This is a genomic window from Mycobacterium noviomagense (assembly GCF_010731635.1).
GTDB lineage: Bacteria > Actinomycetota > Actinomycetes > Mycobacteriales > Mycobacteriaceae > Mycobacterium > Mycobacterium noviomagense.
This window is the reverse complement of sequence record NZ_AP022583.1, coordinates 2,483,021-2,499,670: the sequence shown is the minus strand read 5'-3', so window position 1 is coordinate 2,499,670 and position 16,650 is coordinate 2,483,021. Positions and strand designations below refer to the sequence as shown.

General features: G+C 66.5%; 18 protein-coding genes. 5 read left to right on the top strand and 13 right to left on the bottom strand.

Going from position 1 to position 16,650, the window contains the following annotated elements; translation table 11 throughout:
* Window positions 1-5: 5 nt before the first annotated feature.
* Together G6N15_RS11505 and G6N15_RS11500 are read right to left on the bottom strand one after the other, a co-directional pair.
* A complete protein-coding gene (locus tag G6N15_RS11505; protein ID WP_083089827.1) occupies window positions 6-1,403 on the bottom strand; it encodes a glutamyl-tRNA reductase in 1,398 nt (465 codons plus the stop codon).
* Window positions 1,404-1,505: 102 nt separating this feature from the next.
* A complete protein-coding gene (locus G6N15_RS11500; protein WP_083089828.1) occupies window positions 1,506-1,760 on the bottom strand; it encodes a glutaredoxin family protein in 255 nt (84 codons plus the stop codon).
* Window positions 1,761-1,853: 93 nt separating this feature from the next.
* Here G6N15_RS11500 and G6N15_RS11495 point away from each other — a divergent pair, with 93 nt between their 5' ends.
* The 3 genes from G6N15_RS11495 to G6N15_RS11485 all read left to right on the top strand — a co-directional run bounded on the left by G6N15_RS11495 (window position 1,854) and on the right by G6N15_RS11485 (window position 4,340).
* Entirely contained in the window at window positions 1,854-2,765 is a 912-nt protein-coding gene (locus G6N15_RS11495; RefSeq protein ID WP_083089829.1) for an HAD family hydrolase, read from the top strand.
* Between the two features lie 160 nt (window positions 2,766-2,925).
* Window positions 2,926-3,438, top strand: a complete 513-nt coding sequence (locus tag G6N15_RS11490) for an FAS1-like dehydratase domain-containing protein (RefSeq protein WP_083089830.1) — start codon at window positions 2,926-2,928, stop codon at window positions 3,436-3,438.
* Window positions 3,439-3,449: 11 nt separating this feature from the next.
* A complete protein-coding gene (locus G6N15_RS11485; RefSeq protein WP_083089831.1) occupies window positions 3,450-4,340 on the top strand; it encodes a cyclopropane mycolic acid synthase family methyltransferase in 891 nt (296 codons plus the stop codon).
* Between the two features lie 71 nt (window positions 4,341-4,411).
* Here G6N15_RS11485 and G6N15_RS11480 read toward each other — a convergent pair whose 3' ends face one another.
* The 9 genes from G6N15_RS11480 to G6N15_RS11440 all read right to left on the bottom strand — a co-directional run bounded on the left by G6N15_RS11480 (window position 4,412) and on the right by G6N15_RS11440 (window position 11,943).
* On the bottom strand, window positions 4,412-5,473 hold the full coding sequence (locus G6N15_RS11480) for a lysophospholipid acyltransferase family protein (protein WP_083089832.1): 1,062 nt from the start codon (window positions 5,471-5,473) through the stop codon (window positions 4,412-4,414).
* Between the two features lie 5 nt (window positions 5,474-5,478).
* On the bottom strand, window positions 5,479-6,600 hold the full coding sequence (locus tag G6N15_RS11475) for an SDR family oxidoreductase (protein ID WP_083089833.1): 1,122 nt from the start codon (window positions 6,598-6,600) through the stop codon (window positions 5,479-5,481).
* A gap of 112 nt (window positions 6,601-6,712) precedes the next feature.
* Complete coding sequence (locus G6N15_RS11470; RefSeq protein ID WP_003402602.1) at window positions 6,713-6,814, bottom strand: 30S ribosomal protein bS22; 102 nt, start codon at window positions 6,812-6,814, stop codon at window positions 6,713-6,715.
* Between the two features lie 133 nt (window positions 6,815-6,947).
* On the bottom strand, window positions 6,948-7,211 hold the full coding sequence (locus G6N15_RS11465) for a helix-turn-helix domain-containing protein (RefSeq protein WP_048889595.1): 264 nt from the start codon (window positions 7,209-7,211) through the stop codon (window positions 6,948-6,950).
* A 138-nt stretch (window positions 7,212-7,349) separates the two neighbouring features.
* Complete coding sequence (gene proC / locus G6N15_RS11460) at window positions 7,350-8,225, bottom strand: pyrroline-5-carboxylate reductase (protein WP_083089834.1); 876 nt, start codon at window positions 8,223-8,225, stop codon at window positions 7,350-7,352.
* A 32-nt stretch (window positions 8,226-8,257) separates the two neighbouring features.
* On the bottom strand, window positions 8,258-9,073 hold the full coding sequence (locus tag G6N15_RS11455; RefSeq protein WP_083089835.1) for a thioesterase family protein: 816 nt from the start codon (window positions 9,071-9,073) through the stop codon (window positions 8,258-8,260).
* A 16-nt stretch (window positions 9,074-9,089) separates the two neighbouring features.
* Complete coding sequence (locus G6N15_RS11450) at window positions 9,090-9,932, bottom strand: sugar phosphate isomerase/epimerase family protein (RefSeq protein WP_083089836.1); 843 nt, start codon at window positions 9,930-9,932, stop codon at window positions 9,090-9,092.
* A 14-nt stretch (window positions 9,933-9,946) separates the two neighbouring features.
* On the bottom strand, window positions 9,947-10,927 hold the full coding sequence (locus G6N15_RS11445) for a hypothetical protein (RefSeq protein WP_083089837.1): 981 nt from the start codon (window positions 10,925-10,927) through the stop codon (window positions 9,947-9,949).
* Window positions 10,924-11,943, bottom strand: coding sequence for a Ppx/GppA family phosphatase (locus tag G6N15_RS11440; RefSeq protein WP_083089838.1), 1,020 nt, complete (start codon window positions 11,941-11,943; stop codon window positions 10,924-10,926). Before G6N15_RS11440 ends, G6N15_RS11445 begins: the two co-directional genes overlap by 4 nt.
* A gap of 100 nt (window positions 11,944-12,043) precedes the next feature.
* Here G6N15_RS11440 and G6N15_RS11435 point away from each other — a divergent pair, with 100 nt between their 5' ends.
* Window positions 12,044-12,838: a hypothetical protein gene (locus G6N15_RS11435; protein WP_083089839.1), complete on the top strand. Its 795-nt coding sequence runs from the start codon at window positions 12,044-12,046 to the stop codon at window positions 12,836-12,838.
* Window positions 12,839-12,924: 86 nt separating this feature from the next.
* Window positions 12,925-13,866: a hypothetical protein gene (locus G6N15_RS11430; protein ID WP_083089840.1), complete on the top strand. Its 942-nt coding sequence runs from the start codon at window positions 12,925-12,927 to the stop codon at window positions 13,864-13,866.
* A gap of 137 nt (window positions 13,867-14,003) precedes the next feature.
* Here G6N15_RS11430 and G6N15_RS11425 read toward each other — a convergent pair whose 3' ends face one another.
* Together G6N15_RS11425 and G6N15_RS11420 are read right to left on the bottom strand one after the other, a co-directional pair.
* Window positions 14,004-15,551 (bottom strand): virulence factor Mce family protein, encoded by a 1,548-nt coding sequence (locus G6N15_RS11425; protein WP_083089841.1) that lies wholly within the window; start codon window positions 15,549-15,551, stop codon window positions 14,004-14,006.
* A gap of 4 nt (window positions 15,552-15,555) precedes the next feature.
* The gene (locus G6N15_RS11420) at window positions 15,556-16,641 is read right to left on the bottom strand and encodes a virulence factor Mce family protein (protein WP_083089843.1); all 1,086 of its coding nucleotides are present in this window, start codon (window positions 16,639-16,641) and stop codon (window positions 15,556-15,558) included.
* Window positions 16,642-16,650 lie beyond the last annotated feature (9 nt).

Genomic DNA, 16,650 nt, shown 5'->3' with positions numbered 1-16,650 from the left:
AACGGCTACTCGGCAGACGCGGGTCGGCCACCGGTGCCCCCCGCGCGGGTGGTATCGGCTTCGAATTCACTTGTCACGTCGAGTAATTCGCCTGCGGTGGCGACTGCGTCGACTGCTGTCTGATCGAGTTCGAAGAGCTCGCGCAGCGCCTCGGCGTAGCTGTCGCCGCCGGGCGCGCTGGCCAGTTGCTTGATCCGCACGGTGGGCGCGTGCAGCAGCTTGTCCACCACACGCCGCACGGTGCGGGCAACCTCGTCGCGCTGGGCGGCGTCAAGCCCCGGGAGCCGGTTTTCCAGGCGCAGCAACTCGGCGTCGACCACGTCGGCGGCCCGTTGGCGCAGCGCGGTCACCGTCGGGGTGACCTCGGCCATCCGCTGGCCGGCCAAGTACGTGGCCACTTCGGCAGCGACGATGTGGCGGGCGGCCTCGGCGTCGGCGGCCGCCGCGCGCGCCGAGGGCTCGCGCTGCACGCGCTCCATGTCGACGACCCACACGCCCGGCAGCCCGGCCACCGCCGGGTCGACGTCGCGGGGCATGCCGAGGTCGCAGATGACCAGCGGCTGGGCATTTTCGTCGCGGTGGGCAGCGGCCAGGGCGTGGTAGACGTCGGCCAGCGACACCACTGGGCGCACCGCCCCGGTGCAGCTCACCACGACGTCGGCGCCGGCCAGCGCGACGGGCAGCCGGTCAAGTCCCATCGCTTCGGCTGCGGTGCCCGCCTCGCGGATCTTGCGGGCCAGCCGCTGCGCCCGCGGCAGCGAGCGGTTGACGACGTGGACGTGTCCGATACCGGCGCGGGTCAGATGTCCCGCGGACAGTGCGCCCATGGCGCCGGCGCCGATCACCGCGGCGGTCTTGCCTCTCAGGTTCCCCAGCTTGCTGTCGGCCATACCCAGCGCGACCGACACGACCGACGCGCCGGCGGCGTCGATCGCGGTCTCGGAGTGCACCCGCTTGCCGACCGCCAGCGCGCGCTGCGCCAGCTCGTGCAGCACGCGGCCCACTGTGCGGTTGGCTTCGGCGGTGGCATAGGCCCGTCGCACCTGACCAAGCACCTGCTGTTCGCCGACCACCGCCGAATCCAGGCCGCTGGCCACGGCGAACAGATGCTCGACGGCGGCCTCGCTGTAGCGGACGTAGGCGTATTTGGTCAGGTCGCCCAGCGACATACCGGAGTGGTCGGCGAGCACCTGCCCGATCACCGCCAAGCCGCCGTGGAAGGCGTCCACCACGGCGTAGACCTCGACCCGGTTACAGGTGGACAGCACCATCGCCTCGGTCACCAGCGGCGACTGCAACACCCTGTCGGTGATCTTGATCTGGTCGGATTCGTCAGTGCTCAGCTGTTCTAGAACCGAAACCGGCGCACTGCGGTGTGAAACCCCGAAGAGCAGGACGCTCACGGCAGCATCACCTGGCCTGCTCCCTTGCTTTCGCCAACGAACTGCCTTCTACGGTAAACGGCTAACAGTTGTGCTACCAAATTTGCTTGGTGCTCACCACGGTCAAGCCAAATCTGCACGCAGGCGGTCCTCGTCGACCTCCCAATAGCTGTGCTCACGGCCGTCGAGCAGGACCACCGGCAACCGGTCGCCGAACTCCGCGCGCAGCCCGGGATTGCCGGCCGCCGCGGCCGCGTCGACGTCTGTCGCGGCAAGCTCGAAGCCCAACTCGGTGGCGAGGTCGGCGAGCTGGTCGTACACCCGTGCACAGATCAGACAGCCGGCCCGGGTCAGCAACTCCACGCGGTGACGGCTCACCGCACCAGTGTGGCACCGCTAACGCTGACACCCGGTGTACACGCAGGCCAGATAGGGTTGAAGCGACTATGCGCCAGGGGCGAAAGGAGGTTGATGGTGGCTTCCGGTGATTCAGGCAGCGCAGGTTCTGGCCATGTCGACCTCGAAGCGCTGGGTGGGGACGCCAGCGCCCAGCGCGCCCTCGACGAGCTGCGCGCCGACACCACCGCCGAAATCCCGCCGCAGCCGCCCGTCGACCTGACCGCGGCCGCATTCTTCGACGTCGACAACACCTTGGTGCAGGGCTCGTCGCTGCTGCACTTCGGTCGCGGGCTGGCCGCGCGCAAGTACTTCACCTACCGCGACGTGCTCGGGTTCGTCTACGCCCAAGCCAAGTTTCAGCTCATCGGCAAAGAGAACAGCGACGACGTCGCCGCGGGCCGGCGCAAAGCGCTGGCCTTCATCGAAGGTCGCTCGACTGCCGAGCTGGAGGCGCTCGGTGAGGAGATCTATGACGAGATCATCGCTGACAAGATCTGGCCGGGCACCCGTGAGCTGGCCCAGATGCATCTCGATGCCGGCCAGCAGGTGTGGCTGGTCACCGCTACCCCGTACGAGCTGGCGATCACCATTGCCCGCCGGCTGGGGTTGACCGGCGCGCTGGGCACCGTCGCCGAATCGGTCGACGGGGTGTTTACCGGCAGGCTGGTCGGCGAACTGCTGCACGGCATGGGCAAGGCCCATGCTGTGCGTTCGCTGGCTATCCGTGAGGGCTTGAACCTCAAGCGGTGCACCGCCTACTCCGACAGCATCAACGACCTGCCGCTGTTGTCGCTGGTCGGCACGGCGGTCGCGGTCAATCCCGATCCGCAGCTGCGGGCGCTGGCGCGGGAACGGGGATGGGAGATCCGCGACTTCCGCACCGCTCGCAAGGCGGCCCGGATCGGGGTGCCGTCGGCGCTGGCGCTCGGGGCGGCCGGCGGTGCCCTCGCTGCGGCCGTGTCGCGTCGCCGCGAGCGCGGGTAGCCGCGCGAGAGGCGCACCGACCGCGATCAGCCCCGTGTCGCGTCGCCGCGAGCGCGGGTAGCCGCGCGAGAGGCGCACCGACCGCATGGCGTCACAGCGGCACTCACGCTGATAAGCTGCGCCGCTGAGCCCTAATGTGAGCGGAGAGTAAGCAGCGGCAATGACAGTTCCCGTTGAAGCCAAAGAACTCATCGGTAAGCACTACCGCCACCACGACTACTTCGACGTCGGGCGGGAAAAGATTCGCGAATTTGCCCGTGCCGTCATGAACGACCACCCCGCGCACTTCAGCGAGGACGCCGCCGCCGAGCACGGCTACCCCACGCTGGTGGCCCCGCCGACCTTCCTTGCGATCGCCGGCCGACGCCTCCAACTGGAGCTGTTCACCAAGTTCGACATCCCGATCAATATCGCGCGGGTGTTCCACCGTGACCAGAAGCTGAAGTTTCACCGCCCGATCCTGGCGCACGACCGCTTGTTCTTCGACGCCTATCTGGACTCGGTCATCCAGTCCCACGGCACGGTGATCGCCGAAATTCGCAGCGAAGTCACCGATGCCGACGGGAAAGCCGTAGTGACCAGCGTCGTCACCATGATCGGGGAAGCGGCTGGTCAGGAGGCCGACGCTGCGGCGACGGCGGCGGCAATTGCGTCGATTCGCAGCGGGGCTTAGGGTCGGCCGCTATGAAACAGGGGGCTACCGATCCGACGCGCGATCTCACGCCGCACTTCGAGGACGTGCAGTCGCACTACGACCTCTCCGACGACTTCTATCGGCTCTTTCTCGACCGAACGCAGACCTACAGCTGCGCCTACTTCGAGCGCGACGACATGTCGCTGGAAGAGGCTCAGTTCGCCAAGATCGACCTGTCGTTAGGCAAGCTCGGCCTGCAGCCCGGTATGACGTTGCTTGACATCGGATGCGGTTGGGGCGCAACGCTTTTGCGTGCTATCGAGAAGTACGACGTCAATGTGATCGGGCTGACCCTGAGCAAGAACCAGGCCGCGCACGTCGAGCAGAAGTTCGCCGAGTCGGGCAGCGCGCGCTCCAAGCAGGTCCGGCTGCAGGGCTGGGAGCAGTTCCGTGAGCCGGTGGACCGGATCGTGTCGATCGGGGCGTTCGAACACTTCGGCCGGGACCGCTATGACGACTTCTTCAAGATGGCCTACGAGGTGCTACCGCCCGACGGGGTGATGCTGCTGCACACCATCATCAAGCCGGCCGACGACGAATTCGCCGCGCGAGGACTGCCGGTCACCATGAGTCACCTGCGGTTCTTCAAGTTCATCATGGACGAGATCTTCCCAGGCGGAGATCTGCCGCAGGCGGTGGTGGTCGAAGAACACGCGACCAAAGCGGGCTTCACGCTCACCAAGAAGCAGCAGCTGCGCCTGCACTACGCGCGCACGCTGGACACCTGGGCGGCGAACCTGCAGGCCCGCAAGGACGAGGCGATCGCGGTCCAGTCGCAAGAGGTCTACGACCGCTACATGAAGTACCTGACCGGTTGCGCCGATCTGTTCCGCGACGGCTACACCGACGTCTGCCAGTTCACTTTGGTCAAGCCGGCCTAGCCCGCGAGAAGACGCAAACGTCTCCAATTGCGGCCAAATGAGGGACTTTCGCGTCTGTTCGGCCGAGGAAATCAGCCGAAGAACATGTTGCGGCGCCCGGCCAGCAACCGATACAGCGTCTGCTGGATGGTCTCGCGCACGTAGTCGGTCAGCTCGAAGGTGACCATCGGGTCGTCGGCGTCGCCGGCGTCGTAGTCCTCGGTCGAGATCGGCTCGCCGAACGCGATGTACCACTTCGACGGCAACGGCACCATCCCGGCCGGCCCGGCCAGCGGAAAGAGCGGCGTGACCGGGAAGTAGGGCAGGCCGAACAGCCGCGCCAGCAGCTTGACGTCGGCCATCATCGGGTAGATCTCCTCGGAGCCGACGATCGAGCACGGCACGATCGGCGCCTTGGTGCGCAGCGCTGCCGACACGAACCCGCCGCGGCCGAATCGCTGCAGCTTGTAGCGGTCCTTGAAGCGCTTGCCCAGTCCTTTGTAGCCCTCCGGGAACACCGCGGTGAGCTCGCCGGACGCCAGCAGCCGGTGCGCGTCGGTGGCGCAGGCCATGGTGTGGCCGGCCTTGCGGGCGGTCTCGCCGATCACCGGAAGGTCGAACACCATGTCGGCGGCAAGCAGCCGCAAGTCTCGCTTGGCCGGGTGCTCGTCGTGGACCGCGATCGAGGCCATCAGCCCGTCGAACGGCAGCACCCCGGCGTGGTTGGCCACCACCAATGCGGCACCGGTGGTGGGCAGGTTCTCGATGCCGCTGACTTCGACCCGAAACCATGACCGGAAGAAGAACCTCAGCAAAGGCCGCACGATCGCGTCGTTGAAGTGTGGATCGAACCCGAATTCGTCGACGCTGTAGTCACCGAGCAGCCGCTGGCGCATGAACCCGGCGACGGCGCCGACCCGCTGGGCCAACTCGGTGGTTGGCTCCTGCGCCTCGGCAGCGGCGCTGCGGCGGCGCTGATCGATCTCACTGACGACGGCGGCGATCTGCTCGGCCGACGCGCGGGTGTCGGGATCGGAGAGCAGCGAGGGATGCCGACGTGACGACGCGGTGCGCTGGCCGGCGCGGCGCTGTGCCGCTGCACGACTCGGATTCGTGTGCAGCGGAATCACTTTCGCCTTGGAATCGCCCGCCACGATATTTACCCTCCCCCCACCCTTAAAACACTCGTGACCGACTGCTCAAACCGCTGGGCTGCCGACACGGCCCGACCCTCCAAGGAGCGTACCAACTCGGGTTTGATAATGGGAGACAGAGCTCGCCCACGAATGTAGTCGTCGAACGCTTCGGCTGTCGTCCACTTCGGCTGGTATTCAAGTTCTTTACGCATTCTGGTCGTGTCCATCACCCGACCGAAGCTCAGGTAGGCGAGTTGTTCGCGGTTGATTTCGGTGTAGCGATTAGCCCGTCTCAGCGAATCGAGCGCCCACAGCCCGAATCCCGGCACCGGCAGCGGGATGCGTCCTGCCCGCCGAATGGCCTGCGAAAGCATGACGATGCCGTCAGCGCCGATGTTGAATGTGCCGGGCCGTCCGGCCAGTGCGGCACGCTCCAGCGCGCCCAGCGCGTCTTGCTCATGCAGCAATTGCAGGCGCGCGTCGCGTCCCACAATGGTGGGCACCAGCGGTCCGGCCAGGTAGCGCGAGAGCGTGGTATCCATGGCGGGCCCAATCATGTTGGCCAACCGCAGGATGGTGACCGCGATGTCGGGCCGGCGCCGGCCCAACCCGCGCGCGTAACCCTCGATATCGATGCTGTCCTTGGGGAAACCCTGGCGGAAGGGGCGCCGGCTACTGCTGTCCTCGGTGAACACCACCGGGTCGTGTGCGCTGGAGCCGTAGACCTCCGAGGTGGACTTCAGCACGACGCGGCGCACCGACGGCGCCTTCTGGCAGGCCGCGAACAACTGCATCGCGCCCATCACGTTGATTTCCTTGAGCGCCGCGCCGCCGCCGGATCGCGGCGCAAACGAGGCCGCTGCCGCGTGCACCACGGTGTCGACGTCGCCGTTTCGAATCACTTTGGCGATAAAGGGGTTGCGGATGTCTGCGCGGACGAACTCGGCTCGGCCCATCCGGCGCAGCATGTCCTTGCTGGGCGCGATCGCGTCGACCGCGATGACCCGATTGATCAACGGGTTTTGCGCCAGCCGAGCAGTTAGGTAGCCGCCCAGGAACCGGCACGCGCCGGTGACCAGCACGACTTTCGGATAGTGCACGGTGTCGCTGCCCGCGCCATTTTTGGTGCCTGCGTCTCGGTCCATTCGGTTACCTGTCGGGGTGCCAGTGTGACCGTCCGCCGAATCCACTCCGTTAGCCTAGCGGGCCAGAGATACCACGGCGTTACTGCAGAGTGAAGCTGCGCGCGCGGGGAGTTTACTTACCGAGTTTTCTGCGTTGCACCCGCGTGCGACGCAGCAGCTTGCGGTGCTTCTTTTTCGACATCCGTTTGCGCCGCTTCTTGATTACTGAACCCATGACCCCGCTATCTCAGTCCGCCTGTGCCGACAAGTGAAATGACCCGCACACTGTACCGGCTGGCGGCATGCAGCAGAAATCCGGCGGGGCCACCGGTGAAAGCGACCGGCCGAGTACCGAGGCGGCGCTGGGATCAGCCGGCGTCGAAGTAAGAAGTTTCCAGCATGTCGTGCACGGCCTTGGCGTGCACCCGGAAGGAGCGCCCGACCCGTACCGCCGGCAGCTCGCCGTTGTGCACCAGCCGATAGACGGTCATCTTGCTGACCCGCATCAGCGCCGCCACTTCGGCCACTGTGAGAAATTGAGTTCTTGGCTGCTGGGTGTCGGAGGAACCGGTGTCCCGTGCCGATTTACCGCCAGCTGAATCCCGCGCCGATGGCCCGTTTATAGACGTCATCGCAACCCAATCAGTCAGGCCCGTGCAGTCCCACCGGCTTCCCCTCCGCTGGCACCCACACGTGCATACAGAGAGGAGAATAGCGGGACTAGTGGGGTTATTGCGACGGGTGTGGGAAAATCTATGGAAATTGCCGAATTACTCTGATGTGATTCTTAGCTGTTCAGCGCGGGTTTTCGCAGCCTGCACCGCCCCATCGACCGCTGCCCGGAAACCGCCGCGTTCCAATTCGCGCAGCGCAGCAGCGGTGGTGCCGCCGGGCGAGGTGACCGTGGCGCGCAGCTGTGCCGCGGTGGTATCCACCCGCAAGTCGCTGGGGGCATCGTCAGCGCCTCGACGCTCTTGGTGCATCCGCTCCAGGAGCATCGCCGCCGATCCGGCCATCGTCTGCGCCGCCAGCTCGGTGGCCACTGGGCGGCTCAACCCGACCCCGACGCCAGCGTCGACCAACGCTTCGACCATCAGGAAGAAATACGCGGGTCCGGAACCGGACACCGCGGTCACCGCGTCCAACTGGTTCTCGGAGACAGTGAGCACGCCGCCGACGGAGTCGAACAGCGCGGAGACCTCTTCTAGTTGTTGCGGTGTGACGAAGCGGCCCTTGGCCAGCGCGCTCACTCCGGCACCGACCAGCGACGGTGCGTTGGGCATCGCTCGGACGACGGGTGTGCCGGCCGGTAGCCGCGATTCGAAGTAGCCGATGGTGACGCCCGCTGCCACAGTCACGAAAACCTGGTCGCCGGAATCGCTTTCGGCCTCGGCGGCCGCTTGAGCGATTTGGCCGATCACCGATTCGACGTCGGCGGGTTTGACGGCGACGATGACGAATGTCGCGCTCTGCACGGCATCGGTCACCGAGGTCACCAGCACCGAGTAGGTCTCGGCGAGGTACCGGGCCCGATCGGGAATCCGTTCGGCCACCACCAGGTCTTTGACCTGCCTGCCGGCCCGCAACAGCCCGGACAGCAACGCTTCGCCGATACTGCCGCCGCCGATGATCGCGATTCTGGCCACGGGTCAAAGCATGGCAGACCCGGGCCCGCGGGCTACTTCGCGGGCGGCACCATTGCCAGCTGGCGGGTCTGCACGACGATGCGGCCCTCGCAGTCGACGACGAGGTGGTCTTCGTCGAACCAGTCCTGTCCGATCTGCAGGCAAGTGCAGATCACTCGCAGCCAACCGTCGGCCGGCAGCCCCCGCAGGTAGGCGGTGAGCTGCACCGTCGGCGCCCAGCCCGTACGCCCGACCGCGAAACTCACCGGCGCCGACACGTCGCCGCACATCAGCGCGAACAGCACGTCGGGGGCGGTCCCGCGCGGGCGCACCCACATCTGGATCAGCGGGGGCCGCCCGTCGGTGGGTTCCAGCGTCGACACGTCCGGGCGCACGTCGCAGCCTTCGGCCAGGTGCACCAGCCCGGCCATCGGGTGGCCGGGGCCGATCGGCGCGATATCGGGAGGCGGCTCGGGCGTCATCAGCTCCACCACCGGGTTCGCCGACAGCAGCGGTGGCACCAGATGCTCGGGTTCGCCGAGAGTGACCACCGCGTGCACCGCGGTGCGTTTACCCTGGGTGAGCTCGACGTCGACCACGCTGATGCGCCGGCCGCGCTTGCGGATCGAGGTGATCAGCCGCATCGGCCCCGGATCGGGCGCCCACAAAAAGCTGCCCGACACCGCGACCGGTTGCGCGGAGTCCCCGTGAGTCGTGCGGGCCGCGTTGGCGCACAACGCGAGCATGGCCCCGCCGTGCACCTTAGGGCCGATGGTCCAGTGCTTGTTGAGCTCCCCCTCGAAAACGCGACCGTTGGCTGAATTGCCACTGACGTCGCGTAGTTGCATCGCGGTGGTGAACAAGCTCATCGGATTCCTTCAAAAGTCAGCGCAGCAGGTATGTCCGGGCGAACTGCAACGACTCCGCGAGCATCGCCTGTCGCTCGTGTATCGACCGGGCACTCGAGGTCGACACCTCGAGGATGACGTGGCCGGCGAAGTCGCCGGCGGCCAGCATCTGGCATACCTCGACAGTGGGCTGGGTGCCCCGCCCCGGAACCAGGTGCTCGTCGACCGGCAGCCCATTGCCGTCACACAGGTGCAGATGCACCAGGCCTGAGCCCATGCGCCGCGCCATCTCCAGCGCGTCGGTGTGCGCCGTCGCGGTGTGGGACAGGTCGAGCGTGTAGTGAGCATGGTTGCCGTCCAGGGGGTCGTAGGACGGCGCGAACGCCGAGATCGCCGGGCCCGGACCGCCGCCGCGCCTGCGCATCCGTTCCGTCAACTGCTCGGCCCGAAAGAAGCGGTCCGCGCGGAACGGGAACATGTTCTCCACCGCGACCATGACGTCGCTGGACTCCTCCAGTGCGGCGACCTGCTCGCTGAACCCCTCGGCGTAGCGGCGCTGCCAGCGAAACGGGGGATGCACGACGACGGTGTGCGCCCCGAGTTGCTCGGCGGCCCGCACGCTGCGCTCCAGCTTGGGTATCGGGTTGGCGCCCCAGACTCGCTGGGAGATCAGCAGGCATGGTGCGTGCACAGACAGCACGGGAACGCCATAGCGCTCCGACAGCGTCTCCACCGCGTCGATGTCCTGGCTGACCGATTCGCCCCACACCATCAGCTCGACGCCGTCGTAGCCCAGTTTGGCCGCGTACTCGAAAGCGGCCTCGGTCCTCAACGGATAGACCGAGGCCGTCGAGAGACCGACCTTGATGGCTGGGCGCACTGGTTCTGGCGGCGCTACCCGGACTGCAACAGTGCCAGCGGCCCCAGCGTGACCAATGCCCCTACCGCCACTGCGATCAACGTGCTGCCGATGTCCTCGGTCTTGCGGACCACCCGGACCCCGACCACGAGGCCGAGGATGACCAGCACCGACAGCACCAGCGCCACGATGTTGTTCCACCGCCAGAGCTGGTCGAAGGCGATGAACAACCCGGCCCCGAACGCGACCGCCAGAATCGACTGGAAGACCACCAGCCCGCCGTGCAGCAACGCCTCGGTCTTGTTCGTCCAGGCGTAAGCGGGCTCGGCGTGCTTGTCGGCCTCGGCGAGGTCGGAGATGTCGGCGTAGTCCTCGTCGAGCTCGTCGGTGTCCAGCAGTTCAGCCGATCCGGTGTCCTCGTCGATGGTCTTGCCGCCGGGCAGCCCGTCCGCTCCGTGCAGGTAGGACCGCACGTAGGCGGAGTCCTCGGTGGCCGGCTCGGCTTCGCGCACCTCGGTGTCCATCACGTCCACCGGGATCTCGGCGTAGTCGTCCAGCGGGTCGGGGCTCATCCGCTCGGCACCGGAGTGGGTTTCGGCACCTTCGTGGGCGGCGTCGACGCGCCCAGCTTTGCGCAGCGGCCGAGGGTAGTGGCCGCGCTCTGGTCCGGAGTCCGGCGGTGACAGCGGCGGAGACTCGGGCCAGCGCGGCTCGGGTTCCGACCAGTACGGGGCGCTGGACCGGTCCTCGTCCTGTTTGTCGGGGACTGGCTCGGCGACCGGGTTGGCCGCCTCGGTGCGCAGGGCACCAGTGGTGGGTTCCGCTTCGTCGTGGCGGTGCTCGTCCCTGACGACGGGGATTTCGCCCGTCAGCTCGGCGACGGTCACCGCAGCGCTGTTGTGGCGCCGACGGCGACGACGGCCGGCGGGGGGCGGGGCGCCGATGGTGCCGTTTTTGGCCAGCAACTCGGCAACCGAGATCGGCCGAGTGTTGGAGCTCTCTTGTGGTCCAGTCATCGTGTGTCGCCTCTCGATCGGTCAACCGCGACCCGATCAACTTGCTGGCTTCCAGCATCCCGCACAGAAGTCTCCACTAGGGCGGTTCCGTCGGCTTCACTGTCAAGTTTGCGCAAGATGAGACCTTCGCGCAGTGCCCATGGGCAGATGTCCACCGTTTCAATCGACAGCGCTCGCATACTCGCCTCCGCCACCAAAGCACCCGCCACGATCTGCGGCGCCCGCTCGGCACTCACTCCTTCCAGTTCCGCACGGTCAGCGGTCGTCATCCTAGAGATGAAAGATATGAGTTGTCTGAGGCCGTTGGCGGTCAGCGTCCGTTTGACCCGGGGTCCGGCGGCCGACGGCGCCGCGCCAGTGAGGCGAGCCAACGAGCGAAATGTCTTCGACGTTGCTACGGCCAGATCGGGGCTGCCGGCTTTCAGCACGATCGCGCTGGGTTCGGCCAGCTCGTTGTCGAGCCAATCGCGCAGCATAGCCACGCGGCGCCGACCCGGCGGGTCGTCGGGCAGCCATTCCCGGGTCAGCCGCCCGGCGCCCAGCGGCAACGACAGCGCGACGTCGGGTTCCTCGTCGACGCCGCTGGAGATCTCCAGCGAGCCGCCGCCGATGTCGAGGTTGATGATCCGCCCGGCGCTCCAGCCGTACCAGCGGCGCACCGCCAGAAACGTCAGCCGCGATTCGTCCACGCCGCGCAGCACCTGCAGCTTGACACCGGTCTCCTTGCGTACCCGCTCCAGTACGTCGTCGGAGTTCTTGGCGTCGCGGACCGCGGAGGTGGCGAAGGCCATCAGTTCGGCGCAGCCGGAGCTGGCCGCGATCTTGGCGAATTCGTCGATGGTGGAAATCAGCTTGTCGGTCCAGCGGCGGTTTATTTTGCCGGAGCTGTCGATGGTCTCCGCCAGCCGCAACGTGGCCTTGGTGGAACTCATCGGTGTCGGATGGCCGCCGCGGCGGGCATCTACCACCAACAGGTTGACCGTGTTACTGCCCACGTCGAGCACGCCTAATCGCACGAGACAACATTACGTGGCGTCTGGGCAGGTGACGGCGTGAGGAGACGCCCGGCGACTCGGCGCGGCGCGTGACGTTGAGCCAGAGCGATTTTGCTCTACGGTGGACAGCGTGGCAGCCTCTCAGCCGGACCACCCCGGCGAGGTCGAACTGGACTTCACCCGCGAATGGGTGGAGTTCTACGACCCCGACAATCCCGAGCACCTGATCGCCGCGGACCTCACCTGGTTGTTGTCGCGCTGGACGTGTGTGTTCGGCACGCCGGCCTGCCAGGGCACGGTGGCTGGCCGTCCCAATGACGGGTGCTGCTCGCACGGGGCGTTTTTGTGCGACGACGACGACCGCGCCCGGCTCGACGACGCGGTGACGAAGCTGACCGACAAGGAATGGCAGTTCCGCGAGCAAGGCGTGGGCCGCAAGGGTTATCTCGAGCTCGACGAGCACGACAATGAACAGCAGTGGCGCACACGTAAATACAAGGGCGCGTGCATCTTTTTGAATCGGCCGGGGTTCAAGGGCGGCGCCGGCTGCGCGCTGCACATCAAAGCGCTCAAGCTCAAAGTGGCGCCGCTGACCATGAAACCCGACGTCTGCTGGCAGTTGCCGATCCGGCGCAGCCAAGAGTGGGTGACCCGGCCCGACGGCAGCGAAATCCTCAAGACCACGATCACCGAGTACGACCGCCGCAGCTGGGGTCCCGGCGGCGCCGACCTGCACTGGTTCTGCACCGGCGACCCCGCCGCCCATGTCGGCGCCAAGCAGGTGTGGGAAAGCCTGGCCGACGAACTCACCGAACTGATCGGCGAGAAGGCTTACGCGGAATTGGCGGCAATGTGTAAGCGGCGCAACAAGTTAGGGCTCATCGCCATACACCCGGCCACCCGCGCGGCGGAATAGCTTCGACTGTGCTGTCGCGGATCAGGTGTCACATCTGACTCACGGGCACTGGCCACGGGCCAGGGCAGTCGACCGGAGGTGACGCTGTGGACGACCGCTTCCGATCCGCGGCCGCCCCCCGCTGGCGAGGCAAGCCCGGGCGGTTGGAAGTCTGGTACGCCACGTTGTCTGATCCGACGACCCGCGCCGGGCTGTGGGTGCATTGCGAAACGGTGGCGCCGGTGACGGGCTCCTCGTACGGGCACGGCTGGGCCACCTGGTTCCCGCCCGACGGCTCACCGCGCACCGAGCGGTTCGGGCCACAACCCGTCGAGCCGGCAGCCGGACCGGCGTGGTTCGACGCCGCGGGAGTGCGGGCGGCATTCGAAGAGCTGTCCGGCCGCGCCGGATCGCTGGCATGGGAACTGCGCTGGAAGGACACCGGGGCGCCGCTGTGGACCTTTCCGCGGGTGGCGTGGGAGCGCGAACTGCTGCCCGGGGCGCAGGTGGTACTGGCCCCGACCGCTCAGTTCACCGGCGCGCTTACGGTCACCGACGCCAGCCATCGGCTTGACGGGTGGCGCGGCGCGGTGGCGCATATCTACGGGCACGGCAATGCCAAACGCTGGGCCTGGCTCCACGCCGACCTCAGCAACGGCGATGTGCTGGAGGTGGTCACCGCGGTGTCGCACAGACCAGGCCTGCGCAGGCTGCCGCCGATGGCGTTCATCCGGTTTCGGGTCGACGGAAAAGACTGGCCGCCAAGCGGTTTGCCGTCGCTGCGGATGCGCACGACGTTAGGTGTGCGGCACTGGCAGCTCGAGGGCCGCATCGGCCGACATGATGTGCTCATCCTGGTTGATCAGCCGGAAATCCGTTGTGTGAGTTTGCAATACACCGACCCCGACGGCGCCACCGCGATCTGCACCAACACCGAGCAAGCCGACGTCTACGTCGAAGTCGGCGATCGGCGTTGGTCGGTGCTCGGCACCGGCCACGCCGAAGTGGGATTGCGGGGCGCAGAAGCGCCCGCGCCCGGGGAGCGATGAATTAGTCGACAGCGAGCCTCAAAGCCGAGCTGTTAGAGATGATTTTCGAAGACGACGCGCTACTAGCGCGCCTGATATCCAGCGGACTCTTGCACGACGGCTACCACCCAAATGTGACTGTCACCCGCGCCTGAACTTCAGCCGCCCGCGAGCATGTCCTTCCACCCGTCCTCACCGGTGTGCGCCGAGTTTCTCAGCAGATATTTGACCCCATCGGATCTGGCCACCTCGCCGCTGGCTGGGTTGTAGATCGCCGCAGGAGCCACGCTCGGCGTATACACACACGGATTGGGCTGCTGCCCGTTGCACTGGACGGTGCCCGATCCCGGCCGCTGCAACGGATCGCTCACCGGCGGCGGCGTTCCGGGCACCTTGTCGGCGGGTGCCGGGTTGAGGCCGTTGTTCACCGACGGTGCCGGTATCACCTGGCCGGGGGTGACGGGCTGATCGCAGCGCGCACCGGGCGCGGGGCAGTTGCGGATCTGGTTGGGGTCGCCGTACCACGGGTTAGTTCCCAGTGGCACATACGGTTTCGGGTCACGACACTCCCGCGGTGTGGCAGCGCGCTTGCCCGGCACGTCGACGCATGGGTAGTTGCGCGCGCCGCGTACCGCGTTCGCGGGCGTATCTTTCGGGATCTTGCAGTACGTTCCGGCCGGTAACGGCGCAACGCTGGTGTCGGCCGGCGATCGCCACTCCGACGGCGGCAGGAACCCGGTTAGGCACGGCGGCGGATTGTTGAACGCAAAGTTGAAGTCCATGATCACCGACCCCGGGGTTCCCATCAGCGCGGTCTGGGCGATCGAGGCGATCTCGGGCAGGAACACCAGCAATTGTTCGGCGTTCTTGTTGTAGCGCTTGAGCATGTCGGCGACGATTTCGAGGTTGGCCAAAGTCTGCGGCAGCGATTCGCGGACGTCGCCGAACACGTTGGTAACCTGATCGGCGGTCGGCGCCGCTTGGGCCAGGATACGTTGCACGCTCGAGTCGTTCTGGGCGATCTGCGCGGCCAGGGTGTCCAGGTTGTGCGACCAGCGGTCGATCTCGTCGCTCGAGTCGACCTGGCTGTCCAAGATCGGCGCCGAGTGCTCGATGATGTCGTCGACGTCGGCGATGTTGGTCTTGAAGTCACCGGCGATGGCCTGGGTGGAGTCGACCAGCCGTTGCAGTGCCGGGCCCAATCCCCCGACTGCCCTGGCTGTCTCGTTGAGGAGCGACGCGATCTTGTCCTTCGGCAGCGCCGACAGTCCGCGGTTGGCGGCATCGAGTGCCGGGCCGATTTCACTGGGCACGCTCCCCTTGGTGATCGTCTGTCCGGGCGAGAAGAACTTGCCCGGGTTGCCTGACGACACCAGGTCGAGGTACTGCTCGCCGACCGCCGACACCGAGTGCACGTTGGCCGACGCGTCGATCGGGATCTTGTAGCGATTGTCGATGCTCAGTGTGGCCCTGGCGCCGCTTTCGGTCGGCTCGACTTTGGTGACCTTGCCGATCTGGACTCCACGGTAGGTCACATTGGAGGTCCGATACAAGCCGCCCGACGCCGGCAGGTCGGCAGTCAGCGTGTATTGGCCAATGCCGAGAAGGCTTGGGACACGCAAGTAATACCAGCCCAGCGTCACCAGTGCGATCACCGTCAGGATTGCGAAGACGATCAACTGGTTGCGGATAAAGCGTGTCAGCATCGGACTACTCGCCCCGCTCCACTGGCGCGTCGGCCGGGTTGGGCGTGAACCGAACGTCAGGAATCATCGTTGCCGGATCGCGGCCCCACGACTGCTCGAGGGCACGCAAACCCCCCGAAAATCCCGTGCCGCTGAAGACCGCGTTGTCGATCGTGCTCAGCGTCAAATCGAACGTCCCGGAAATGTTGATGTAGTCGCCGCGCACGATTTTCGGCAGGGCGTCCATCGTGAACGGCGGGGAAAGCAGCAGGTTCAGGGACTGCACGAGATAGGGTGCGGAGCGCCCGAGCTGTTTGAGTGGGCGCTGCAACGACTGCAGGTCTTGGTGCAGATTGTCCTGGGACGCCGACAGTGCCTGATCGGCGACATCGCTGATTCGCCCGATGGCATCGATCGCGTCGGCGAACAGGTCGCGCCTTTCCGCGAAATGCTTGGCCAGCGGCGGGAATTCGGTCAGCACACGATCCACCGTGGCTGCGCGTCTGCCCGCATACGCCAGCAGCCGGTTGGTGGAGTCGATGGCGCGGGCAATGTCCTCGCGCTGGCGGTTGAGCTCCCTGGTGAACGTGTCCAGCTTGGACAGGAAATTCCGAATCTGGGCGGCCCGCCCGTTCAGGATGTTGTAGACCTCGTTTTGCACGACTTCGAGATTGGGGATGCCGCCGCCGCGCAGCACGATGGCCAGGCTGGCCAGTGTCTGCTCGATGGAGGGATAGGCCGAGGCGTGCTTCAGCGGAATGATGTCGCCGTCTTTCAGCAACTGCGGCGACGGGTTGCGTGGTGCGGCCAACTCCACGTGCTGAGAACCAAGCAAGCTGGTCTGCCCGATCTTCGCGGTGGCGTTCTTGGGCAGCTGCACATTCTTGTCGAGCCTGAGCGTGAGCGTAGGGACCCAGTTCTTCAGCTCGATTTTGCGGACGGTGCCGACAAAGACGTCGGACACCAGCACCCGGCTATTCCCGTTGAGCGCCAACGTGTTCGGCATCTGCACGTAGACGGTGTAGGAGCCGGCAGCGGTGCCGGGGCCACCGGGGATCGGCACATTCGCGATGCCGCGCCACCCGCACGAGCTCAGCACCAGCCCAGCCATCAGAAGCAC